General features: G+C 65.4%; 25 protein-coding genes and 2 riboswitches. Of the genes, 14 read left to right on the top strand and 11 right to left on the bottom strand.

The window, feature by feature from the left end:
- Positions 1–50 precede the first annotated feature (50 nt).
- Positions 51–797: an alpha/beta fold hydrolase gene (locus tag BN60_RS20590; RefSeq protein ID WP_043284166.1), complete on the top strand. Its 747-nt coding sequence runs from the start codon at positions 51–53 to the stop codon at positions 795–797.
- Here BN60_RS20590 and BN60_RS20585 read toward each other — a convergent pair.
- Positions 794–1,657, bottom strand: a complete 864-nt coding sequence (locus tag BN60_RS20585; RefSeq protein ID WP_020698032.1) for an SDR family oxidoreductase — start codon at positions 1,655–1,657, stop codon at positions 794–796. The genes BN60_RS20590 and BN60_RS20585 overlap by 4 nt on opposite strands.
- A gap of 36 nt (positions 1,658–1,693) precedes the next feature.
- Here BN60_RS20585 and BN60_RS20580 point away from each other — a divergent pair, with 36 nt between their 5' ends.
- On the top strand, positions 1,694–2,560 hold the full coding sequence (locus BN60_RS20580) for a tetratricopeptide repeat protein (protein ID WP_020698031.1): 867 nt from the start codon (positions 1,694–1,696) through the stop codon (positions 2,558–2,560).
- Between the two features lie 34 nt (positions 2,561–2,594).
- Positions 2,595–3,248 carry a hypothetical protein gene (locus tag BN60_RS20575; protein ID WP_020698030.1) on the top strand — a complete coding sequence of 218 codons (654 nt, stop codon included), beginning with the start codon at positions 2,595–2,597 and terminating at the stop codon, positions 3,246–3,248.
- Here BN60_RS20575 and rnhA read toward each other — a convergent pair.
- From rnhA to ispH, 3 genes are read right to left on the bottom strand one after another with little or no spacing between them, the layout of a single operon-like run.
- Positions 3,245–3,688, bottom strand: a complete 444-nt coding sequence (rnhA, locus tag BN60_RS20570) for a ribonuclease HI (protein ID WP_020698029.1) — start codon at positions 3,686–3,688, stop codon at positions 3,245–3,247. The genes BN60_RS20575 and rnhA overlap by 4 nt on opposite strands.
- Positions 3,685–4,635, bottom strand: coding sequence for a homoserine kinase (locus tag BN60_RS20565; RefSeq protein ID WP_020698028.1), 951 nt, complete (start codon positions 4,633–4,635; stop codon positions 3,685–3,687). The genes rnhA and BN60_RS20565 overlap by 4 nt, the downstream gene beginning before the upstream one ends.
- Positions 4,636–4,645: 10 nt before the next feature.
- Entirely contained in the window at positions 4,646–5,596 is a 951-nt protein-coding gene (gene ispH, locus BN60_RS20560) for a 4-hydroxy-3-methylbut-2-enyl diphosphate reductase (protein WP_043286271.1), read from the bottom strand.
- 122 nt (positions 5,597–5,718) lie between these two features.
- Here ispH and BN60_RS20555 point away from each other — a divergent pair, with 122 nt between their 5' ends.
- From BN60_RS20555 to murA, 4 genes are read left to right on the top strand one after another with little or no spacing between them, the layout of a single operon-like run.
- Entirely contained in the window at positions 5,719–5,961 is a 243-nt protein-coding gene (locus BN60_RS20555; protein ID WP_020698026.1) for a CDGSH iron-sulfur domain-containing protein, read from the top strand.
- Positions 5,958–6,497, top strand: a complete 540-nt coding sequence (locus tag BN60_RS20550) for a hypothetical protein (protein ID WP_020698025.1) — start codon at positions 5,958–5,960, stop codon at positions 6,495–6,497. The genes BN60_RS20555 and BN60_RS20550 overlap by 4 nt, the downstream gene beginning before the upstream one ends.
- On the top strand, positions 6,494–7,837 hold the full coding sequence (locus BN60_RS20545; RefSeq protein ID WP_020698024.1) for a (Fe-S)-binding protein: 1,344 nt from the start codon (positions 6,494–6,496) through the stop codon (positions 7,835–7,837). The genes BN60_RS20550 and BN60_RS20545 overlap by 4 nt, the downstream gene beginning before the upstream one ends.
- A 4-nt stretch (positions 7,838–7,841) precedes the next feature.
- Positions 7,842–9,176, top strand: a complete 1,335-nt coding sequence (gene murA / locus BN60_RS20540; protein WP_020698023.1) for a UDP-N-acetylglucosamine 1-carboxyvinyltransferase — start codon at positions 7,842–7,844, stop codon at positions 9,174–9,176.
- 104 nt (positions 9,177–9,280) lie between these two features.
- Here murA and BN60_RS20535 read toward each other — a convergent pair whose 3' ends face one another.
- Positions 9,281–9,856, bottom strand: a complete 576-nt coding sequence (locus tag BN60_RS20535) for a TetR/AcrR family transcriptional regulator (protein ID WP_020698022.1) — start codon at positions 9,854–9,856, stop codon at positions 9,281–9,283.
- Positions 9,857–10,107: 251 nt separating this feature from the next.
- A riboswitch (glycine riboswitch) is annotated at positions 10,108–10,199 on the top strand.
- A 3-nt stretch (positions 10,200–10,202) separates the two neighbouring features.
- Positions 10,203–10,296, top strand: a riboswitch (glycine riboswitch).
- Positions 10,297–10,352: 56 nt separating this feature from the next.
- Here BN60_RS20535 and gcvT point away from each other — a divergent pair.
- From gcvT to BN60_RS20500, 7 genes are all read left to right on the top strand, one after another.
- Complete coding sequence (gene gcvT / locus BN60_RS20530) at positions 10,353–11,474, top strand: glycine cleavage system aminomethyltransferase GcvT (RefSeq protein WP_020698021.1); 1,122 nt, start codon at positions 10,353–10,355, stop codon at positions 11,472–11,474.
- Positions 11,475–11,485: 11 nt separating this feature from the next.
- Entirely contained in the window at positions 11,486–11,863 is a 378-nt protein-coding gene (gene gcvH / locus BN60_RS20525) for a glycine cleavage system protein GcvH (protein WP_020698020.1), read from the top strand.
- Positions 11,864–11,875: 12 nt separating this feature from the next.
- Positions 11,876–13,222 carry an aminomethyl-transferring glycine dehydrogenase subunit GcvPA gene (gene gcvPA, locus BN60_RS20520; RefSeq protein ID WP_020698019.1) on the top strand — a complete coding sequence of 449 codons (1,347 nt, stop codon included), beginning with the start codon at positions 11,876–11,878 and terminating at the stop codon, positions 13,220–13,222.
- Positions 13,222–14,820: an aminomethyl-transferring glycine dehydrogenase subunit GcvPB gene (gene gcvPB / locus BN60_RS20515; RefSeq protein WP_020698018.1), complete on the top strand. Its 1,599-nt coding sequence runs from the start codon at positions 13,222–13,224 to the stop codon at positions 14,818–14,820. Before gcvPA ends, gcvPB begins: the two co-directional genes overlap by 1 nt.
- Before the next feature lie 44 nt (positions 14,821–14,864).
- The gene (locus BN60_RS20510) at positions 14,865–15,476 is read left to right on the top strand and encodes a LysE family translocator (RefSeq protein ID WP_020698017.1); all 612 of its coding nucleotides are present in this window, start codon (positions 14,865–14,867) and stop codon (positions 15,474–15,476) included.
- Between the two features lie 66 nt (positions 15,477–15,542).
- Positions 15,543–16,007, top strand: coding sequence for an Rrf2 family transcriptional regulator (locus BN60_RS20505; protein ID WP_043284164.1), 465 nt, complete (start codon positions 15,543–15,545; stop codon positions 16,005–16,007).
- 8 nt (positions 16,008–16,015) lie between these two features.
- A complete protein-coding gene (locus BN60_RS20500; protein ID WP_020698015.1) occupies positions 16,016–16,687 on the top strand; it encodes a class I SAM-dependent methyltransferase in 672 nt (223 codons plus the stop codon).
- Between the two features lie 102 nt (positions 16,688–16,789).
- On the opposite strand, the gene BN60_RS29965 is transcribed toward BN60_RS20500, so the two are convergent.
- From BN60_RS29965 to BN60_RS20470, 6 genes are all read right to left on the bottom strand, one after another.
- Complete coding sequence (locus tag BN60_RS29965; protein WP_020698014.1) at positions 16,790–17,932, bottom strand: TIR domain-containing protein; 1,143 nt, start codon at positions 17,930–17,932, stop codon at positions 16,790–16,792.
- Positions 17,933–18,170: 238 nt separating this feature from the next.
- A complete protein-coding gene (locus BN60_RS20490; RefSeq protein ID WP_020698013.1) occupies positions 18,171–18,695 on the bottom strand; it encodes a F0F1 ATP synthase subunit B family protein in 525 nt (174 codons plus the stop codon).
- The gene (locus tag BN60_RS20485; RefSeq protein WP_020698012.1) at positions 18,692–19,261 is read right to left on the bottom strand and encodes a F0F1 ATP synthase subunit B family protein; all 570 of its coding nucleotides are present in this window, start codon (positions 19,259–19,261) and stop codon (positions 18,692–18,694) included. Before BN60_RS20485 ends, BN60_RS20490 begins: the two co-directional genes overlap by 4 nt.
- An 8-nt stretch (positions 19,262–19,269) precedes the next feature.
- Positions 19,270–19,494 (bottom strand): F0F1 ATP synthase subunit C, encoded by a 225-nt coding sequence (locus tag BN60_RS20480; RefSeq protein WP_020698011.1) that lies wholly within the window; start codon positions 19,492–19,494, stop codon positions 19,270–19,272.
- A gap of 54 nt (positions 19,495–19,548) precedes the next feature.
- Complete coding sequence (locus BN60_RS20475; RefSeq protein ID WP_020698010.1) at positions 19,549–20,277, bottom strand: F0F1 ATP synthase subunit A; 729 nt, start codon at positions 20,275–20,277, stop codon at positions 19,549–19,551.
- A 22-nt stretch (positions 20,278–20,299) separates the two neighbouring features.
- The gene (locus tag BN60_RS20470) at positions 20,300–20,638 is read right to left on the bottom strand and encodes an AtpZ/AtpI family protein (protein WP_020698009.1); all 339 of its coding nucleotides are present in this window, start codon (positions 20,636–20,638) and stop codon (positions 20,300–20,302) included.
- Positions 20,639–20,665 lie beyond the last annotated feature (27 nt).

Raw genomic sequence — 20,665 nt, 5'->3', positions numbered from 1 at the left:
GTAAGCGTAAAGCGATCAGAGGAACGAGCAGGTAACACGGGAGCCGGAGCGTGGGTAGAGTCGAGCAGTTGCAGCGCGGCGACGGCAACTACGTTGCCTATGCAAGAACGCAAGGGAAGTCGCCGACGGTGGTGTTTCTCGGCGGCTTTCGATCGGACATGACCGGCACCAAGGCCGTCGCGCTCGAAGCCTGGGCCGAGAAATCGGGTCACGCCTTTCTGCGTTTCGACTATCTCGGGCACGGTCAGTCTTCGGGGCGCTTCGAAGACGGGACGATCGGCCGCTGGAAGGAAGACGCCCTGGCCGCCATCGATTCGCTGACCGACGGCAAGCTGGTGCTGGTGGGCTCGAGCATGGGCGGATGGTTGTCGCTGCTGGCAGCGCAGGCACGGCCGGAGCGACTTGCAGGACTAGTCCTCATCGCCGCTGCACCCGACTTCACCGAACGCATGCTGCTCGGTGGTCTTTCGCCCGAGGATCGCGCGATCCTTCAGCGCGACGGCCGCCTCGAACGTCCGTCGCAGTATTCGCCCGAACCGTCGGTCTTCACCTGGAAGCTGATCGAGGAGGGACGCAATCACCTGCTTCTCGACAAGCCGCTGGCGCTGCCCTGTCCGGTGCGTCTGCTGCATGGCCAGAGCGATCCCGACGTGCCCTGGGAATATTCGCTGCAGATCGCCAAGCATCTCGACGCGCCGGAGGTGATCAGCACCTTCGTGAAGGGCGGCGATCACCGTCTCAGCACGCCTGCCGACATCGCCCGCTTGATTGCCACCGTCGAAGAGCTGGCGCGTTAGCCCGCAGCGTCGACGATTGCCTTCAGCCCTTCGCGATAAGTCGGATAGCGCAGCACGACGCCAAGATCGCGCTTCAGCCGGTCGTTCCGCACGCGCCGGCTCTCCATGTAGAACGAGCGTGCCATCGGGCTCATCGCCGGCGCGGCTTGCTCCCACGGAATCGCGGGCGGAACGGGTTTGCCCAACAGCTCGAAGGCATGGGCGATCACCTCGCTGTTGGGGGCCGGCAGGTCGTCGGCGACATTCCACAGTGCTTCACCGTCCGTGCGCGCCATGGCGGCAAGCGCCGCATTGGCGATGTCCTCGACATGGATGCGCGAGAAGAACTGTCCGGGCTTGTCGATGCGCCGTGCCGTGCCCGCCTTCACCTGGTCGATGGCGCTGCGGCCGGGGCCGTAGATTCCCGGCAGGCGCAATATGTCGAGGGCGGCGCCGGTCTCCTGTGCGAGATCGCGCCAGGCCTGCTCGGCCGCCAGCCGCCCGACGCTGCGCGCCTGTCCCGGCTTGGTCGGAGTCGCTTCGTCGACCCAGCCACCGCCGTGATCGCCATAGACGCCTGTGGTGGAGAGATAACCCAGCCAGGTGGCGCGTCCTAGCAGCGCACGGCAACTGCCGAGCGCGGGATCGCCGGTCTCCTTCGGTGCGATGGTGCACAGGACGTGTGAGGTGTCGGCCAGCGCCGAGGCCGGCAGCGCGGCAGTGCCGTCGAACGGATGCGCTTCGATGCCGGCTGCTCGAAGCCGCTCGGCTTTTTCGGCTGTCGTGCAGGTTCCCGCGAGATCCCAGCCTTGCGCACGGGCAAGCTTGGCAATTTCAAGGCCGCTATAGCCCAGACCGAAGATGAAAAGACGCCTTGTCATCTTGTCAGGATCGTCGCGGCGCGGTTCTTTTCAACCATGTTGTTTCGTCGCAAGGCGCTTTGGCTCTCGGCCGCTCTTTTTCTCTCTCCCGCCGCGGGGGCGCAGCCCATTCCCGTGGTTCCAGCCACGCCGCAGGCAACGATCCCCGGTCCCGGCGTCCTCGACATGCCACCGGACCATCAGCGTCGCTACGTCGACTGCATGAAGCTCGCGCGCGGCGAGCCGCTGAAGGCGCTCCCTCTCGCCGAGAAATGGATGGGCGAGGGCGGTGGCATGGGCGCGCGCCACTGCGTGGCCCTCGCCATGTTTCAGTCGGGCAGGTACGCCCAGGCCGCGGCGCAGTTCGAGGCGATCGCGCGCGACATGGGCCACGAGCGACCGGGGCTGCGCGCCGAACTGTGGGCGCAGGCAGGACAGGCCTGGATGGAGGGCGGTGCCGCCGACAAGGCCGCGCAGGCGCAGAGCCGGGCGTTGGAACTCAAGACCGACGATCCCGATCTCTGGGTCGATCGGGGCCTCTCCTACGCTGCCATGCAGTCCTGGCAGCGGGCCATCGCCGATTTCGATCGCGCCATCCGCCTGCGCCAGGACGATGTCGAGGTACTGGTGCTGCGGGCTGCCGCGTGGCGCAATGCGCGCGATCCGGGCCGTGCCCTGACCGACGCCAGCCGGGCGCTTTCGATTGCACCCGACCATACCGAGGCCTTGCTGGAGCGTGGCTTTGCCTATCTGGCGCGCGGCACGCGCGATGCCGCCAACAGGGACTTCGAGCGGGTCCTGAAGCTCGTCCCGCCGAATACGCCGGCCGCGCGGCGCGCCGAAGCGGGCCTCAGCGGCAGTCTTCCGGCAGCTCCACCGCCGGCAACGCCGGGTGCTTCACCGCCGGCCGGCGGGAAGCGATAGTGTCATCCCCCTCCCTCATGTAAGAGCGATACAAATGAAGAAATTCTTCTCGTCGTTCGCCCTCCTCGGCACGTTGGTCACCGTGGCGCCGGCCTTTGCCCAGACACCTGCGGCAGACCCGCCCCAGCCGCCGGCGTCCTACTATCCCGCGCCGCCACCTTTGCAGGCGCCGTCGACCGAACAAGGGATGTCGCCCACCAGCCTCGGCTCGCCGCTGCCGGCCGGGCAGAGCAAGGTCGAGCGCACCGACATTGCCTCCGAAGCCGAGGCGCAGCTTTTCGCCGACGCGCGCAAGATCGTCTGGGGCCGCTACGCCAAGATCAAGGGCGCAAAGGCCGGCGAAGTCACCGTGACGCGCCAGGGCAATCTTTGGGTCGTGAAGGGCCGCATCGACAGCGTTGCCCCCGGCACCGAAGGCGATTGGGCGTCGGTAGACGGTGTTGTCGAGCGCATCTCGCCGGGTGTCGTGCAGATGAAGGGCGAAGTCGCCTTCCGCATCGCCAAGGTCGAGAACGGCACGCCCTGCAAGGTGGCCGGCACGCTCCATTTCCGTCGTTCCGGCAAGTCGAACGCCTGGCGTCTGGCCGAAGGCGACAATCCCTGCGACGGCAAGCGCGAGGGCTTCGACCTCGTGATGGAAAAGCCCGCCGAGAAGAAACCCGCCCCGGCGCAGCCGAAACGCGGCTAGGAGCGGAGCTTCGCGATCTCGTCGCGCGCCAGACGGTCGGCGCGCTCGTTTTCGGGATGGCCGCTATGGCCTTTGACCCAGTGCCATTCGACCTGATGGGAACTTCGCGCCGCATCGAGGCGCTGCCATAGCTCGACGTTCTTCACCGGCTTCTTGTCTGCGGTGCGCCAGCCGTTCCTCTTCCAGCCATGGATCCACTTGGTGACGCCGTCCTTCACGTAGGTGCTGTCGGTGAACAGCCGGACGTGACAGGGGCGCTTCAGCGCCTCGAGTCCCTGGATCGCCGCCATCAGTTCCATGCGATTGTTGGTCGTTGCCGGATCGCCACCGGAAAGTTCACGTTCGCGCTCGCCCATCCGCAAGATGGCACCCCAGCCGCCCGGTCCCGGATTTCCGCTGCAGGCGCCGTCGGTGAAGATTTCGACTTTGACCTCGCTCACAGTCCGTAGTCCGACAGCGAGGCCGTATTGCGATGGAAGCGCAGCTTGGCGAGGTATTCCTGCGGGTCCTTGCGTTTGACGAGCGCATTGGGCGGCGTGTGGACCCAGTCGTACAGCCGGGTCAGCAGAAAGCGTAGCGCCGAGCCGCGCGCCAGCAGCGGCAGCGCCCGCCGTTCCTCGTCGGTGAGCCGACGCACCTTGTCGTAGCCCTGCAGCAGATTGCGCGCCTTGGTGGCGTTGAAGGCGTTGTCGACCTCGAAGCACCAGGCGTTGAGGCAGATGGCGACGTCGTAGGCCAGCAGGTCGTTGCAGGCGAAATAGAAGTCGATCAGGCCCGACAGCCTGTCGTGCAGGAAGAAGACATTGTCGTTGAACAGGTCGGCGTGGATCACGCCCGACGGCAGGTCGTTGGGCCAGTTGGCTTCCAGGAAGTCGAGTTCGGCTTGCAGCTCATGCGCCAGACCATCGTCGATATGGTGCCGCGACCCCTCGAACAGCGGCCGCCAGCCGGCCACCGACAGTGCATTGGGTCGCTTCAGTGCGAAATCCTTGCCGGCAAGATGCAGCCCGGCCAGCGCTTCGCCCACGGGTCCGCAATGGGCGACGGTGATGCGGCGTGGCGAGAGGCCGTGCAGGAAGGTCGTGATGGCCGCGGGCTTGCCGGCCAGGGTGCGTACGGCATTGCCGTCGCGGCCGTGGATCGGCTGGGGGCAATTGATGCCGCGCGCCGATAGATGATCCATGAGGCCGAGGAAGAAGGGCAGGTCCTTCGGGTCGACGCGCTTCTCGTAGAGCGTCAGGAAATACTGCCCTTTGCTCGTGGTCAGCAGGTAGTTCGAGTTCTCGACGCCTTCGGCCACGCCCTTGAGGGCGTCGGCTTCGCCGATGTCGTATTCGGCGAGAAAGGCTTCGAGTTCGGTATCGCCGACTTCCGTATAGACCGCCATCAAACCACCACTACGCCACCAGGGCTCGCGGCAGTTTGAACACCACGCTCTCCTCGGTCGTACGCACCTCTTCGACGGTGACGTCGTAGCGCGCGCGGCAGGCTTCGATCAACTCGTCGACCAGCAGTTCCGGAGCGGAGGCGCCGGCCGTGATGCCGAGTCGCTGGGCGTCGCCGAGCCACGCCCAATCCATGTCGGCCGCACGCTGCACCAGCCGCGAGCGCGCGCAGCCGTAGTTGGCAGCCACTTCGACGAGGCGCATCGAGTTGGACGAGTTGGGCGCACCGATCACCACCAGCGCGTCGCAGCGCCCGGCGATGGCCTTCACCGCCGCCTGACGGTTGGTCGTGGCGTAGCAGATATCCTCGAGCTTCGGCCCCTGGATGGCGGGGAAGCGGCGGCGCAGCGCAGCTACGATCTCGGTCGTGTCGTCGACCGACAAGGTGGTCTGTGTGGCGTAGGCGAGGTTCAGCGGATCGGCGACTTCGATCTGCTCCGCCTGTTCGACATCCTCGACCAGCAGGACCACGCCTGGCGGCAGCTGGCCCATCGTGCCGATGACCTCGGGATGGCCGGCATGGCCGATCAGGATGACGGTGCGGCCCGACGCGGCGTGGCGTTCGGACTCGCGATGGACCTTGGAGACAAGCGGGCAGGTCGCATCGACATAGAGCAGGTTGCGGCGACCGGCCTCGGCCGGGACAGATTTCGGCACGCCGTGCGCAGAGAAGACGACGGGGCGGTCGTCGGGCACTTCGTCGAGTTCGTCGACGAAGATCGCGCCCTTCGCTTCGAGATTCTCGACCACGAAGCGATTGTGCACGATCTCGTGGCGCACGTAGACGGGACGACCATAGCGTTCGATGGCGCGCTCCACGATCTGGATGGCGCGATCGACACCGGCGCAGAAGCCGCGGGGGCTGGCGAGGAGGATCGTGAGCGGCTTCTTTGGGGTCGTCATGAAAAAAACGTTCAGCGGGATGCCGGCCCGTTCGCTTGCGGGCCTGCGGGCCATTGCCTAGAGTCCGTGCACGACGGATTGGCGCGGCACCGTAACAAAGCCGCCGCAACGGGGAAAGCAACATGACCGAGCCGGTTGTCGCGGCGAAAGTGCCAGCGAAGGTGACGCTGGACGCTGGCAAGGACTATTGGTGGTGCGCCTGCGGACGTTCCGCGAACCAGCCCTTCTGCGACGGCAGCCACAAAGGCACCGGGCTTGCTCCCGTCAAATACACCGCGCAAAAGACCGGCGACCACTGGCTCTGCGCCTGCAAGCATACCCACAAGCAACCCCTCTGCGACGGCACTCACAAGACATTGGCATGACCTTGAAGAAGATCGTTTTTGCCGCGCCGGTCGCGCTGGCGCTTGTCCTCACCGGCTGCGGCGGCGGTTCGTCGGCCCCGTCCGCCAACGTCTACTGTCCGGCGCCCTTCACGGTGCAGGATGCTGACCGCATCACCCACTTCAAGCCAGGTGGCGGCCGCGATCCGCGCGACATCGAATACGAGGCGTCGTTGGTCGGCGCCAGGACGCAGTGCGAAATAAAGCGCGGGCAGATGAACGTCACTCTGGTGATGCGCATTGCCGTCCAGGCCGGGCCGTCGGTGACGGGCGCCCCGACGCAGGTGCCGTACTTCGTGCGCGTGCTGACGGGAGCAGGCACCGTCGCCCAGGGCCAGGACTTCATCGCCGGCTTCAAGCTGTCGGCCGCCAATCCGCGCGGTCAGTCGCAGGAAGAGCTGGCGCTCACCTTGCCCTACAGCGAGGTGAGCGACCTCGCCGCCTACCGCATCGCCGTCGGCCTGAAGCCGACGCCGGAAGAGCTCGACTACAACAGGCGGTCGGACAGGCGCCCATGACCGCCTATGCCGACAGACTGGAAGCATTGATCGCCGAGTCGGCGGATCGTTGCACCGGCTGCGGCAAATGCTTCGAAGCCTGCCCGACTGCCCGCGAAAGCGGGCTCGACATGGCGGCAGGCGCTCAACGTGTGGGCGAGCTCGTTGCCCTGACGCGGGACGGCGGGGCCGCGGCACCGGTCCTGCAATCGTGGCTCAACGCCTGCGATGGCAGTGCGCGCTGCAGTGCGGCCTGCCCCGAGGACATCAATGTCCGCCAGTGGGTGACGATCGCCAAGCTGAAGTCGCTGCAGGTCAGCCGGCCGATGACGGAAGGGGCTACTAACGCGGCCAGCCGGTTCCGGCACATGGCGCAGGCGGTGCGGCTGCTGGCCAGCATGCAGCTTCCGTCGGAGACGCTGAAGCGCATCCTGGTGCCGGCCGAGCGGCGGACGGCCGACATCCTCTTCTATACCGGCTGCAACGTGCTGCGGACGCCGCACATCGTGCTGAACGTCATGGACATCCTCGACGCGCTCGACCTCGACTTCGACGTGGTCGGCGGCACCGCCCATTGCTGCGGCGTCTACCAGTTCCAGGAAGCCGATCTTCCGACCTACGAGCGCATGGGTCATCGCACCTTCCAGCGCTTCGGCCAGTCGGGCGCGTCCAAGGTCCTGACCTGGTGCCCGACCTGCACCAAGAATTTCGACGAGCTCGAGAAGGACGTCGAGGCGCCGTCGTTCGGCCTCGACCATGTCAGCGAGTTCCTTGCCGCCAACCTCGATACGTTGAAGGCACGCTTCAAGGCGGACCAGCCCAGGCGCCGCGTCGTGATCCATGAGCATCTGGGCATCGGTGCCACGGTCCAGAGCATTCGCGACCTGCTGTGCGCTGTGCCTAATCTCGAGCTGGTGGAGCTTCCGCAGGATTCGGGCTTCTCCTACGCCTGCGGCGGCCAGGCCGCGAAGTTCAAGGAGCGCGAGCAGGCGATCCATCGCGGGCTGGTCATGGGCGCGGTCGAGGCCGGCGCCGACACGATCGTCACCATGTATCACACCTGTCATCGCGCCCTGTCCGGTGCCGAGGCGATCTACCCGCTGCGCGTCGTCAACTTCACCGACATCCTGGCCGAAGCGCTGGGCCGCGGCGGCCACCCCGATTACTACCAGCTCTACAGGAAGGGCGGCGCCATGGACGAAGCCGTCGCGGCAGCGCGCGGCTTCCTGTTGGGCAACGGCGTGAAGGTCGACGAAAACGCCGTGAAGTCGCTGACGGCGGACATTTTCAACGAAACCGGCCTTGGCGGCCCACGCGAGGCTTTTGCCGACGCCTTCACCGCACTGGCGCGCGAGGGTTAACGACATGGGAGCTTTGCCGCCGGTGCCGCTGCAAGCGGCGGCGCCCTGGTGGCGTCCGTCTCATGGTCACTCGCTCGTTGTTCGCGGTGGACGGCCACTTTCCGGCGTCTATCCGATCAGCGGCGCGAAGAACGCCATCCTGCCGTTGATGATCTCGGCGCTGCTGACGCCTCATCTCGTTACCCTGCGTAACGTGCCGGCGAGTCTCGATGTGGCGGTATTGTCGGCGCTGCTGCGACGCCTCGGCGCGGAGATGCACTGGTCGACGACGGCCGCCGGACTCTCGGTCACGATCTGCGCCGACCGGCTCCATCCCGGCAGCATCGACGGCGACCTGGTGAGCCGCATGCGCGCGTCGGTCCTCGTGCTCGGGGCGATGCTGGGACGTTGCGGCGAAGCGAGCCTGCCGATGCCCGGCGGTGACGCTATCGGCCTGCGCGGCGTCGATTTTCATCTGGCCGGTCTCCGGGCCATGGGCGCCGAAATCGAACTGGCTGCCGGCCTGATCGTGGCCAAGGCGCCGTATGGCCTGAAAGGCGCGGAGATCCTGCTGCCGCTGCCGTCGGTGGGCGCGACGGAGAACCTGATGCTTGCCGCCGTGATGGCCCCGGGCACGACGGTGATCCGCAACGCTGCCCGCGAACCCGAGATCGTCGATCTGGCGCACTGCCTGATCGCCATGGGGGCACGCGTTACCGGCCAGGGCACTCACATCGTCACCATCGAAGGAGGCGTGCGGCTTGCCGGTGCCGTTCACGACGTGATGCCCGACCGCATCGAACTCGGCACGCTGGCCTGCGTGGCGGCCGTCACTGATGGCGAGATCCTGCTGCGCAACGGACGCACGGATCATTTGGGCGCGGCGCTTCCGGTGTTCCAGTCGGCCGGTGTCGATCTGCGCGATGTAGAGGGCGGATTGCTGGCGCGCCGCTCGCCGGATGGCCTTGTCGGCATCGACATCACCACCCAGCCCTATCCGGGTTTTGCGACCGATCTCCAGGCGCCTGCCATGGCGCTGCTATCGGTGGCGAAGGGCGCCAGCGCCATCACCGAAACGCTTTTCGAGCAGCGCTTTCTTCATGTCGGTGAACTGCGCCGGATGGGTGCGGACATTGCGGTCCATGGCAGGACGGCCCTGGTGCGCGGCACGGCCGGACTGCACGGGGCCGCAGTGACCTGCACCGACGTGCGGGCGGCTGCGGCCCTGGTCATCGCAGGATTGGCGGCGAGCGGTGAAACGGTGCTTGCCGGCCTCGACCATCTCGACCGGGGCTACGAACGGATGGCCGAAAAGCTGGCGGCCTGCGGTGCCGATGTCGCGAGGGGCGGGGGAGAATGAGCAGCGCTTCCGAAGCGGGCGTCTGGCTCTTTTCCTAGGGGGCCTTGCAGCAGGAGGGGGCCAGCTCGCGACCTTCTGCTTGACTGGCCAAATCGACAGGACGCCTACGCTTCCTTCACCGACAATACAGCCCAGGCTGCCTCAGCGAAGAAGTTGGCGTGGGCACTGAGTGGGCCTTCGAAGCGCCCATAGAGCTTGTAGGTTGCCGGTTGCATCACCGTGCCGATCGCCGAGGCAGCGGCGAGATCGGCGTCACGCGACGGGATCTCGCCCGTGGCCATTGCCTGGACGATCACCTCGCGCAGGACGTCGACCGGATTGGGCGTGCCCTCGGGCACCATCGCCAGGAACATATGCTGGGTCAGCAGGTGATAGGCGAACAGGGTCCAGTCTTCGTCGGCCCATTTGCAATAGCAGCGGACGATGGCGTCGATCTGGGCGCGCAGGCCCTGCGCCTGCTGTGCGACGCCGGCCAGTGCTTCGGCCAGCGCCCGGTGGTGGCGAAGGAATAGATCGAGGGCGAGCTGCTCCTTGCTCGGGAAGTGCCGGTAAATCGTGCCCTCGGCGATCGACGCCGCCATGGCGATCTCGCGGGTCGTGGTCTCCGTCACGCCCCGCGCCACGAAAAGCGTGAGCGCCGCGCGCTCTACGCGTGCTTTGGTTTCTTCGGCTTTGCCCATGCCGCGCAGTCTATGAGGGAGTGCTCACTCGGAAAAGCTGCGTTGTGGTCCGCGGGCGCAGCGTCACTCTGAAGCTTCAGGAACTCATCGAAAGATCGGCGAATGAACATGCTACCCTCCCTAAAGTGAGTAATCGCTCATAAAATAAGTGAGCAATCACCCAAGCCCAAGGGTCAGCAAAGTCCCTGATTTCTCACATCTTTTCCCGGTGGACGGCGGCAATGGCCCTCCGTATGGTCGTTTTCACCCAGACGATCCCTGTGGGAGAGACCGCCCGGCTCGGGCGGCGCCGAAGGAGCAACCGACCCCGGAAACTCTCAGGCAAAAGGACCGCAGGAGGATGGGTCTCTGGAAAGCGGCGCACGTCCTGGCGGAGGTGCGCCCACCGACGAAGTAAGCCGGCCTAGCCGCCGGCGAATCTTTCAGGTCTCCGGACAGAGGGGGTCGCGACCGGCGCAGTCCTTGCGTTGGCGAACGCGACTCTGAGGAGACCTACTTGAGCGATCCTGCTGCCGGCCCCCTGAAGCGTACACCGCTTTACGACCTCCACCGCGAGCTTGGCGCGCGTCTCGTACCGTTTGCCGGCTACGAGATGCCGGTGCAGTACCCGACCGGCATCCTGGCCGAGCACACGCAGACGCGCACTTCCTGCGGCCTGTTCGATGTCTCGCACATGGGTCAGGTGCGACTGACGGCCAAGGCGGGCCACAGCGCGGCCAAGGCGCTGGAGACGCTGGTGCCGGGCGACATCGTCGGCCTGCAGCCCGGCCAGCAGCGCTACACGCAGTTCACCAACGACCAGGGCGGCATCCTCGACGATCTGATGGTGACCAGCACGGGCGATCACCTGCTCGTGGTCATCAACGCCGCCTGCAAGGACGCCGACCTCGCGCACATGCAGAAGCATCTCTCGGGCATGTGCGAAGTCGAGCCGATGTTCTCGCGGGGCCTCCTCGCGTTGCAGGGACCGCAGGCATCGGCCGTGCTCTCTCGGCTGGCGCCGCAGGTCGCGACCATGAAGTTCATGACCGGCGCCTATGTCGTGATCGACGGTGCGCGCTGCTACGTCACGCGCTCGGGCTACACCGGCGGCGACGGCTACGAGATCTCGACGCCGGCCGACCAGACCGATGCGATCGCTCGCAAGCTGCTGTCGAATCCTGAAGTGAAACCGATCGGGCTGGGCGCGCGCGATTCGCTGCGCCTCGAAGCGGGCCTCTGCCTCTACGGCCACGACATCGATACGACCACCACGCCGGTCGAGGCCGTGCTGCTGTGGAGCGTCGGCAAGGAGCGCCGCGTGCAGGGCGGCTTTCCCGGCGCGTCGGTCATCCAGAAGCAGATCGCCGAAGGCTCGACGCGCAAGCGCGTGGGCCTTCTGCCCGACGGCAAGGCGATCGCGCGCGAAGGCGCGGAAATCGTCATCGGTGGCAAGGTCGTCGGCACGGTGACATCGGGCGGCTTCGCGCCGACCCTCGGCCGCGCCATCGCCATGGGCTACGTCGAGCGTGCCCAGTCAGCCAACGGGACCAAGGTCGATCTCATGGTGCGCGGCAAGCCCGTGCCTGCCGAGATTGTGCCCATGCCTTTCGTCAAACACGCCTACTACCGCGGATAAGGGAGCTAGAGATGGCCGTCACCAAGTACACCGAAGAGCATGAGTGGGTCCGCGTCGAAGGCGATGTCGCCACCGTCGGCATCACGCAATACGCCCAGGAACAGCTGGGCGACGTGGTGTTCGTGGAAGTGCCCGCCGTCGGCCGCAAGGTCGCCAAGGGCGAGGCCTGCGCCGTGGTCGAGTCGGTCAAGGCCGCGTCCGACATCTACGCACCCGTGGCGGGCGAGATCGTCGAAGGCAATGCGGCGCTCGCCGACTCGCCGGGCGACGTCAACGCCGAGCCGACGGGCAAGGGCTGGTTCTTCAAGCTGAAGCTCGCCGACAAGGCCGAGCTCGATGGCTTGATGGACGAGGCGGCCTACGACGCCTTCGTGAAGAGCCTGGGCTAGACGGAGCACCTAATGCGCTATCTCCCCCTCACTGACGCTGATCGCCGGGAGATGCTCTCGGTCATCGGCGCCAAGTCGGTCGACGACCTCTTCAAGGACGTGCCGGCCTCGGCCCGGCTCGGCGCCAAGATCGGCGGCCTGCCCGATCACCAGGGCGAGCTCGAAGTCGAGCGCGCCTTCCAGGCCTTCGCGGCGAAGAACGTCTCGCCGGGCACCGCGCCCTTCTTCATCGGCGCCGGCGCCTATCGCCATCATGTGCCCTCGACCGTGGATTACATGATCCAGCGCGGCGAGTTCCTGACCTCCTACACGCCGTATCAGCCGGAGATCACGCAAGGCACCTTGCAGTATCTCTTCGAGTTCCAGACCCAGGTGACGTTGCTCACCGGCATGGAAGTGGCCAACGCCTCGATGTACGACGGCTCGACCGGCACGACCGAGGCCGTCCTGATGGCCAACCGCATCACCCGCCGCCACAAGGCGCTGATCTCGGGCGGCCTGCATCCGCAGTATCGCAGCATCATCGAGACCACGGCCAAGTGGGAAGGCTTCAAGGCAATCTTCTCCAAGGCCGATGCCGAAGGCCTCGAAGACCTGATCGCCTCGGTCGACAAGGACACGTCCTGCGTCGTCGTCCAGAACCCGAGCTTCTTCGGCCACGTGCGCGACTTCACCAAGCTCGCCGAAGCCTGCCACGCGGCCGGCGCGCTGCTGATCGTCGTCGTGACGGAAGTCGTGTCGCTGGGCCTCCTGAAGCCGCCGGGCGAGATGGGCGCGGACATCGTGGTCTGCGAGGGCCAGTCGATCGGCAATGGGCTGGGCTTCGGCGGCCCGTATGTCGGCCTGTTCGCGACCCGCGACAAATACATGCGCCAGATGCCGGGCCGCCTGGTCGGCGAAACGGTCGATGCCGACGGCAAGCGCGGCTTCGTGCTGACGCTCAGCACGCGCGAGCAGCACATCCGCCGCGAGAAGGCGACCTCCAACATCTGCACCAATGCCGGCCTCTGCGCGCTTGCTTTCACGGTGCATCTCACGCTGCTCGGCGAAGCGGGCTTCACGCGGCTGGCCGAGCTGAACCATGCCAAGGCGTCGCAGCTCGCCGACAAGGTGAGCGCCATCTCCGGCGTGAGGCTGCTGAACGACAGCTTCTTCAACGAGTTCACGGTTAAGCTGCCCAAGCCGGCTGCGCCCGTCGTCGAGGCATTGGCGGCGAAGGGCATCCTGGGTGGCCTGCCGGTCTCGCGTCTCATCCCCAACGATCCCTCGGTCGAGAACCTGCTCCTGCTGGCCGCCACCGAGACCGCGACCGACATGGGCATGGACCCGCTGGTTGCCGTGCTGAAGGAGGTGCTGTGATGGTCCAGTCGCTCGACCGTTCCCAGGGCCGCGCCGGTGGCGTTGCCGCCAGTGCCGCTTCCAATCACGGCACGTTCACGGGCAACCGCGCGCTGCAGATCGAAGAGCCGTTGATCTTCGAGATGGGCCAGCCGGGACGCTGCGGCGTCGACCTGCCGGAACCACCAAAGGTCAAGGATCGCCTGAACGGCCTGCGCCGTGCCGGCACGATCGGCCTGCCGGGTCTTTCGGAACCGCAGGTGGTGCAGCACTACACGCGCCTCAGCCAGAAGAACTACGCCATCGACATGGGCGTCTACCCGCTGGGCTCGTGCACCATGAAGCACAACCCGCGGATCAACGAGAAGGTGGCGCGCCTGCCGGGCATCGGCGATCTCCATCCGCTGCAGCCGGTTTCGACCGTGCAGGGCGCGCTGGAGCTGATCGACCGTCTGGCGCATTGGCTGAAGACGTTGACCGGCATGCCGGCCGTCGCGATGTCGCCGGCAGCGGGCGCCCACGGCGAGATGTGCGGCATGATGGCGATCGCCGCGGCCCTCGAGGCCAAGGGCGAACGGGCCAAGCGCAAGGTCGTGCTGGCGCCGGAATCAGCGCACGGCACCAATCCGGCGACGGCGGCCGCGCTCGGCTTCACCGTGAAGCCGATCCCGGCCAACGATCGCGGTCGCGTCGATCTTGCTGCGTTGAAGGCTGCTCTCGGCCCCGACGTGGCGGCGATCATGCTGACGAACCCTAACACCTGCGGTCTGTTCGAGAGCGAGATCGTCGAGATCTCCAAGGCCGTGCACGACGCGGGCGCCTACTTCTACTGCGACGGCGCCAACTTCAACGCCATCGTCGGCCGCGTGCGGCCGGGAGATCTCGGCATCGATTGCATGCACATCAACCTGCACAAGACCTTCTCGACGCCGCATGGCGGCGGCGGGCCGGGCGCGGGGCCGGTGGTGCTGTCGGCAGCCCTTGCGCCCTATGCGCCCTATCCCTGGATCGTGAAGGATGGCGACAAGTGGCGGGTCGCCGAGGACGGCGCCAAGGTCGATGGCACGCCGCTGGGGCGCCTGAAAGCCTTCCACGGCCAGATGGGCATGTTCACGCGCGCTCTGGCCTACATCATGAGCCACGGCGCCGATGGCTTGAAGCAGGTGGCAGAGGATGCGGTGCTGTCGGCCAACTATGTGATGGCAGCACTCAAGGACGTCATGAGCCCGGCGTTCGAGGGACCGTGCATGCACGAAGCGCTGTTCGACGACAGCTTCCTGAAGGACACCGGCGTGAGCACGCTCGACTTCGCCAAGGCGATGATCGACGAGGGCTATCACCCGATGACCATGTACTTCCCGCTGGTCGTCCATGGCGCGATGCTGATCGAACCGACCGAGAGCCAGGCCAAGGAAGACCTGGATCAGTTCATCGGTGCGCTGCGCTCGCTCACCGAGCGGGCCAAGACCGGCACGGCGGCCGAAGAGTTCAAGGCGGCGCCGCGCTTCTCGCCGCGTCGACGCCTCGACGAGACCCTGGCGGCGCGCAAGCCGATCCTGCGCTGGCGGCCGTCCAACAATCCGCCGGACGGCGGTCCGCTGAAGCAGGCGGCCGAGTAGGCCGCCTCCCTTCCTTTCTTTCCGATAGCTGGGCGAGGGCAGCCATGAGTCTCGACTTTCTACTGACGTCGTTGATCGTGGTCGCCTCGCCCGGAGTCGGAGTCCTGATCACCGTAGCAGCTGGCCTGTCGCGCGGTCCGAAGGCCAGCGTCGTGGCGGCCTTTGGCTGCACGCTCGGCATCGTTCCGCACATGCTGGCCGCGATCCTGGGACTGGCAGCGCTGCTGCACACCAGCGCGCTCGCCTTCCAGATCCTGAAATATCTCGGCGTCGCCTACCTGCTCTACATGGCCTGGGTGACGTTGCGCGACCACGGTGCGCTGACCGTCCAGCCGGATGCGGCGCCGCGCTCCTCGGTGCAGGTCATCGTCTCGGCGATCCTGGCCAACATCCTCAATCCCAAGCTCTCGATCTTCTTCTTCGCCTTCCTGCCGCAGTTCGTCGACGCGACAGAGGCCCATCCCGTGCTGCGCATGTCGGAGCTGAGTGCGGTCTTCATGCTGCTGACCTTCCTGGTCTTCGCGGCCTACGGGCTGTTTGCGGCAGTGGTGCGCGACCATGTGATCTCGCGGCCGCAGGTCATGACCTGGATGCGCCGCGTGTTCGCCGGTGCCTTTGCGGCGCTGGGCGCCAAGCTCGCTTTGTCGGAGCGATAGAAAGTCCAGAAGCGGAGAGTCGAGCCGGGCTTGACGATCGGGCATTCACGTAACATATGAAGTTATATGAAACGAGACAGTCGATTGTCGGGCGTGCTCCACGTCCTGCTGCACATGGCCGAGCACGAGGGTCCCGCAACGTCCGAAGTGCTGGCAAAGGCGATGGACACCAATCCCGTGGTGATCCGACGGACCATGGCGGGCCTGCGGGACCAAGGATATGTGCGCTCGGAGAAGGGGCATGGCGGCGGCTGGACGCTGGCCTGCGATCTATCGAAGGTGACGCTGCGCGACATCTACGCTGCGCTCGGCAGCCCATCGCTTCTCGCGATGGGAAACCGGACGGAAGCGCCCGGCTGCCTTGTCGAACAGGCGGTGAATGCCGCCCTCGATCAGGCCTTCGACGACGCGGAAGCGCTGCTGCTCGCGCGGCTAGGCGAAGTCACCTTGGCCATGCTGAGCGCCGACTTCCATGCCCGCCTCGTGGCGCGGGGCGGACGGCGCGATTTGCACAGCGTCCACGCATCATGAGAGATCTGATGGCACCGTTCTCCGATCCGCAGTCCGTGGCGCGCTACGCCGAAGGGCCGCCGCGATTCGTGCCAGGCTTCTCCGACCTGCATCGCATGACTACCGTCTTGCTCGGCGAGCGCGCGCCGCGGGAGGCTCGGGTGCTCGTCCTCGGGGCGGGCGGCGGGCTGGAGCTGAAGGCGCTTGCCGAGGCTCACCCGGGCTGGACGTTCGATGGCATCGACCCGGCGGCCGAAATGTTGAAGCAGGCCGTACGGACCCTGGGCCCGCTCGCCCCGCGCGCGCGTTTGCACGAGGGCTACATCGACGACGCGCCGGAAGGTCCTTTCGATGCGGCGACCTGTCTGCTGACCCTGCACTTTCTGGCGCCGGAGGAACGGCGGCGCACCGTCAGCGAGATCCGAAAGCGACTCAAGCCCGGTGCTCCCTTCGTGGTTGCCCATTCCAGCTTTCCCCAAGGCGAAGCTGAACGGGCGCTGTGGTTGTCGCGATATGCAGCTTTCGCCGTCGCCTCGGGGGCCGATCCTGCTCTGGCACAGAAGGCGCGCGCGGCGGTCGCGGCACACCTGAACATCTTCACGCCCGAACAGGACGAGGCAATCCTGCGAGGCGCCGGCTTTTCCGACGTGAGCCTGTTCTACGCCGCCTTCACATGGCGCGGCTGGGTGGCCTCGGCCTGAGGCATCCCGTTTTCACAAAGCCCTCCCGCCTTGCGTGGTAACCGCCCCTTTCCGAGGTGGTCTCAATACGTCAGATGGTTGGCTGGCAGACGGCGCCGTGGCCTAGGCCGCTCCGTCCTTGTATCGCTCTGGGATTGGGTTGTTCTTGATGTCGTTGATGGCTTCAAGGAGCTTGATAGTGGCCGCTCCATCGAGGGCATCACCGGTATAGCGTACCTCGTATAAGCCTTGCAGGTTTGACGGAAGTTCCACGCCGCTACGGACAAGCAGAATGAAGCGCCGTCCGTAGAGGGCCATTGCAGCACCAATTTCGATCAGGACATTCGGATTTAGAATCTTTCGTTCATTGGCTTCTTTGTCGATGAAGGTGTCTTCAGCATCGACGTGAATGATGGCCGCGCTGCAACTGCGCATGTCGTCCATAACCTTGTCAGGCACGGGTTTGGATACGGATTGCTTCTCGACCGATACAACCGCGATCATCTCTCCAAACCCCAGTAGCTTCCTTATCGGGTCCAGAAACGACTTGTCCTTGCCATGTGTGATGAAAACTCGCCTGTTGATTACTGGGGTGATCGCCGCGCCAGTTTGGAAAGGCGCAATCGGGGCAGTTGGTGACGGAGGTGCTTCACCGCCCATTGGCTCTAGATCTTCTGCTGCCGAGTCATCGTAGCCCGCCTCGATCTGCATGGGCGCTACGCCGCCTAGCTCGATATACTGCTTGCCCTTGATTTCCCTAATCAGCCCGACGGCTTTCGCCCCCTCAACAATCATAGAAAATACAGCATCCGCTCGGTCGGCCGGTACTCCCATCGACTGCAGGACATTCACTGCGATATCGGCTCGCGGCAGAGGTGAATCAGCATACTTCTTGAGAAACTCTCCGATCACGCGAGGTTTCTGAAGTGCTTCACGCTTAGCGAGTTGATCATCGTTTTCAGTGAGTGGCTTGGTGATGCGCCTTCCAAGCGATTGAAGCTCAATCTGCTGAGCGTTGTAGCCACCGTTGGTCAGGCCATAGGCGATTGCTGCACCACATAGTGATCGAAATGGCCCCGAACTCGGAGACATGTCGAGAGCAGCAGCAAGTTGCAATGGTGTTACCGCGCCGCTGCCATAATTATCCGCGATCGCTTTGGGGACACGAATGGCCGAGTCGAGAGCATACATTGGTACGTCGACCTGAGACAGCCGATCACGCTTCGGCTCACTGATCTTGGGCGGTGTCTTGATCTTCTTCTTCATGACTAATGGCCACTCGTCTTTTAGCTGTATTGCTGCAAATATATACCGTTGCGTGTGACGTGTGACCGATCCGTTATCCACAACCGATCGATTGCGGCGCAATTTGGCCGTCGCGCCCGGGATTTGGTTGAATTGAACTTCGAACTCACTCAATCAAAGAAAAACCCCCCGCCTTGCGGCGGGGGGCGTCAGGTAGCCCGCGATTATTGTTTGCGGGAAATCCTTGGTTTTCTGGAACTTAATGCAGGCGGCGCGGCAGTTCCGCGATCGCTTCTTCGATCAGCGCCGTGCCCTTGGCCGAACCGACCTGCTCGCGGAGCAGCGTACGGGTTGCCGTGAGAGCAACGTCGACCGCCAGGTTACGCACTTCCCGGGTGGCCTGGGCTTCGGCCTGCGCGATGCGATCGCGGGCCTGCTGTTCGCGCCGTGCGATCAGCGCCTCGCGCTCCTCGGCGGCATGCTGCGTCAGGCGCTCGGCTTCCGCCTTGGCCTGCGCCACGATGCCCTCGGCCAGAGCGGCGGACTCGGCGAGGTTCTTCTGTGCCTCGTCGCGTGCCTTCTGAGCCTCGGTGCGGAGCTTCTCGGCCTCGCTGAGCGTGCGCCTGATGAGCGCCGTACGGTCGTCGAGCATCTTGGTGATGCCCTTGACCATCATCTTGCCGGCGAGGGCCACGAAGATGACGAAGGCGACTGCAACCCACAGGCTCGGGTCGGAAAGAAGGCCGCCGCCATGTGCATCGGCAGCCCATGCGGTGCTGATCATCGCTTACCTGCCTTGGCCGCCTCGTCGACGGCACGGGCGACCTGTGCGCCGTCCGCCGCGCCGACCAGCTTGCCGAGGATCGCCGAGGCGATCTCCGCCGCCATGCCGGTCAAGCCGGCCATGGCCTGGTTCTGCTGTTCGCCGATGCGGCGTTCGGCTGCCGTGATATCGGCCGCCAACCGGGTGCCGACAGTGTACATTTGGGCCGAGGTCTCGGCGGCGGCGGCATCGGAGGCGGCCCGGATGACCGCTTCTGCGCGTCCGCGTGCTTCGGCGAGAGCCTTGTCCTGTGCCGCCGCCGTCGTGCGGGCCGCGTCGTTGGCCTGCTGTGCTGCATCCAGGTCAGCCTGGATCTTGCGCTCGCGGGCCTCGACGGTCGAACCGATGCGCGGCAGTACGAGCGTCGCCATGATCGCGTAGAGCACGGCGAAGCACACGACCAGCCAGAAGATCTGGCTGGGGAAGGTGGTGATGTCGAACTGCGGCATGCCGGCCGCCTGCGCGGCTGCCGGCAGGCCGATCAGGGCTGCTGCCCATGCCGAAGTTCGCAGTGCCGAAACGGGCACGATCGAACTCAGGCGAAGAGGGCGATCAGCGCGACGATCAGCGCGAACAGCGCGATGGCCTCGGTGACGGCGAAGCCGATCCAGATGTTCGCGCCGATTTCAGCCTTCGAGGCCGGGTTGCGCGACAGAGCCGTGATGTAGCTGGCCCACACGTTGCCCACGCCGATACCGGCGCCGATCATGCCGATGGCGGCGAGGCCAGCACCGATAAACTTGGCGGCTGAGGCGTCCATTTCTGTCTCCTGTTTAGCAAACGTTGACTGGGTGGATGGTTACGGGCGCGGCGATCAGTGCAGATGCAGCGCGTCGTTCAGGTAAATGCAGCAGAGGATCGTGAAGATGTAGGCCTGCAGCAGCGCAATCAGCAGCTCAAGCGCGGTGATCGCCACGAGGACGGCCAGCGGCACGACGCCAAAGATGCCGAGCGCCACGACGAAGCCGGCCAGCACCTTCAGCAGCACGTGCCCCACGGTCATGTTCGCGAAAAGTCGGACGGACAGGCTGATCGGCCGGCTGAGATAAGAGACGATCTCGATCGGGATCAGGATGGGCGCCGTGAAAAGAGGCGCGCCATGCGGGAAGAACAGCGAGAAGAAATGCAGGCCGTGCTTGAAGATGCCGATCAGCGTCACGGCGATGAACACCACGAACGCCATGAAGAACGTGACAGCGATGTGGCTGGTGAAGGTGAAGCCGTAAGGGATCAGCCCCAGCACGTTGCCGAACAGCGTGAAGATGAAAAGCGTGAAGATGAACGGGAAGAATTTCTTGCCGGCGGTGCCGACATTGTCCCGAACCATATTGGCAATGAACTCGTAGAAGAGCTCCGACATCGCCTGGAAACGGCCGGGGATCATCGCCGCTTTGCCCGCTCCGGCCACCAGCAGGACGGAGGACACGGCCACTGCCGCGAACATGAACACTGCCGAATTGGTGATGGCGATTTCGTGGCCGCCGATGCTGAACAGCGGGGCGCTTAGGTTCTGGATAGCGAACTGCTCAACCGGGCTGGCCACGATAAACTATCCCCAAATCCGTCTACTCTGCACTTGGCGGGCTCTTGCCGCGCCGCTCTTCAGCCTGCGCGACCCGGTAGACATTCAAGAATGCCGCCCCGCACCCGAGCACGAAACCTACGATCAGCAGCCAGGGTTTTGTCCCCAACCACCTGTCCGCCATCAGGCCGAGGAAAGCCCCCGCCACGACGCCGGCTACCAGTTCGACCGCCACCCGCATACCGACGCCGAGCTTTTCGCCCCCGGCGCTTGTTGCAGGCTTCGACGACCGTCCACCAACACCCTTCCGATAGGCCTGGCGTACGCTTTCAAGGCGCTTGTCCAGGTCGTCAGGCGTCGCTTTTCGCTCGTCCTCGGCCATAACCGGATGTTCCGCTCCGGGCTTTCC

This window comes from Reyranella massiliensis 521 (genome assembly GCF_000312425.1).
Classification (GTDB): Bacteria; Pseudomonadota; Alphaproteobacteria; order Reyranellales; family Reyranellaceae; genus Reyranella; species Reyranella massiliensis.
The sequence above is the reverse complement of the archived record's forward strand: the minus strand, read 5'-3'. Positions and strand labels throughout refer to the sequence as shown.

Coding starts and splice junctions, on each gene's coding strand:
- BN60_RS20585 (WP_020698032.1), bottom strand. CDS start 1,657: ATGACAAGGCGTCTTTTCATCTTCGGTCTGGGCTATAGCGGCCTTGAA.
- BN60_RS20580 (WP_020698031.1), top strand. CDS start 1,694: ATGTTGTTTCGTCGCAAGGCGCTTTGGCTCTCGGCCGCTCTTTTTCTC.
- BN60_RS20575 (WP_020698030.1), top strand. CDS start 2,595: ATGAAGAAATTCTTCTCGTCGTTCGCCCTCCTCGGCACGTTGGTCACC.
- BN60_RS20565 (WP_020698028.1), bottom strand. CDS start 4,635: ATGGCGGTCTATACGGAAGTCGGCGATACCGAACTCGAAGCCTTTCTC.
- ispH (WP_043286271.1), bottom strand. CDS start 5,596: ATGACGACCCCAAAGAAGCCGCTCACGATCCTCCTCGCCAGCCCCCGC.
- BN60_RS20555 (WP_020698026.1), top strand. CDS start 5,719: ATGACCGAGCCGGTTGTCGCGGCGAAAGTGCCAGCGAAGGTGACGCTG.
- BN60_RS20550 (WP_020698025.1), top strand. CDS start 5,958: ATGACCTTGAAGAAGATCGTTTTTGCCGCGCCGGTCGCGCTGGCGCTT.
- BN60_RS20545 (WP_020698024.1), top strand. CDS start 6,494: ATGACCGCCTATGCCGACAGACTGGAAGCATTGATCGCCGAGTCGGCG.
- murA (WP_020698023.1), top strand. CDS start 7,842: ATGGGAGCTTTGCCGCCGGTGCCGCTGCAAGCGGCGGCGCCCTGGTGG.
- BN60_RS20535 (WP_020698022.1), bottom strand. CDS start 9,856: ATGGGCAAAGCCGAAGAAACCAAAGCACGCGTAGAGCGCGCGGCGCTC.
- gcvH (WP_020698020.1), top strand. CDS start 11,486: ATGGCCGTCACCAAGTACACCGAAGAGCATGAGTGGGTCCGCGTCGAA.
- gcvPA (WP_020698019.1), top strand. CDS start 11,876: ATGCGCTATCTCCCCCTCACTGACGCTGATCGCCGGGAGATGCTCTCG.
- gcvPB (WP_020698018.1), top strand. CDS start 13,222: ATGGTCCAGTCGCTCGACCGTTCCCAGGGCCGCGCCGGTGGCGTTGCC.
- BN60_RS20510 (WP_020698017.1), top strand. CDS start 14,865: ATGAGTCTCGACTTTCTACTGACGTCGTTGATCGTGGTCGCCTCGCCC.
- BN60_RS20505 (WP_043284164.1), top strand. CDS start 15,543: ATGAAACGAGACAGTCGATTGTCGGGCGTGCTCCACGTCCTGCTGCAC.
- BN60_RS20500 (WP_020698015.1), top strand. CDS start 16,016: ATGGCACCGTTCTCCGATCCGCAGTCCGTGGCGCGCTACGCCGAAGGG.
- BN60_RS29965 (WP_020698014.1), bottom strand. CDS start 17,932: ATGAAGAAGAAGATCAAGACACCGCCCAAGATCAGTGAGCCGAAGCGT.
- BN60_RS20490 (WP_020698013.1), bottom strand. CDS start 18,695: ATGATCAGCACCGCATGGGCTGCCGATGCACATGGCGGCGGCCTTCTT.
- BN60_RS20480 (WP_020698011.1), bottom strand. CDS start 19,494: ATGGACGCCTCAGCCGCCAAGTTTATCGGTGCTGGCCTCGCCGCCATC.
- BN60_RS20470 (WP_020698009.1), bottom strand. CDS start 20,638: ATGGCCGAGGACGAGCGAAAAGCGACGCCTGACGACCTGGACAAGCGC.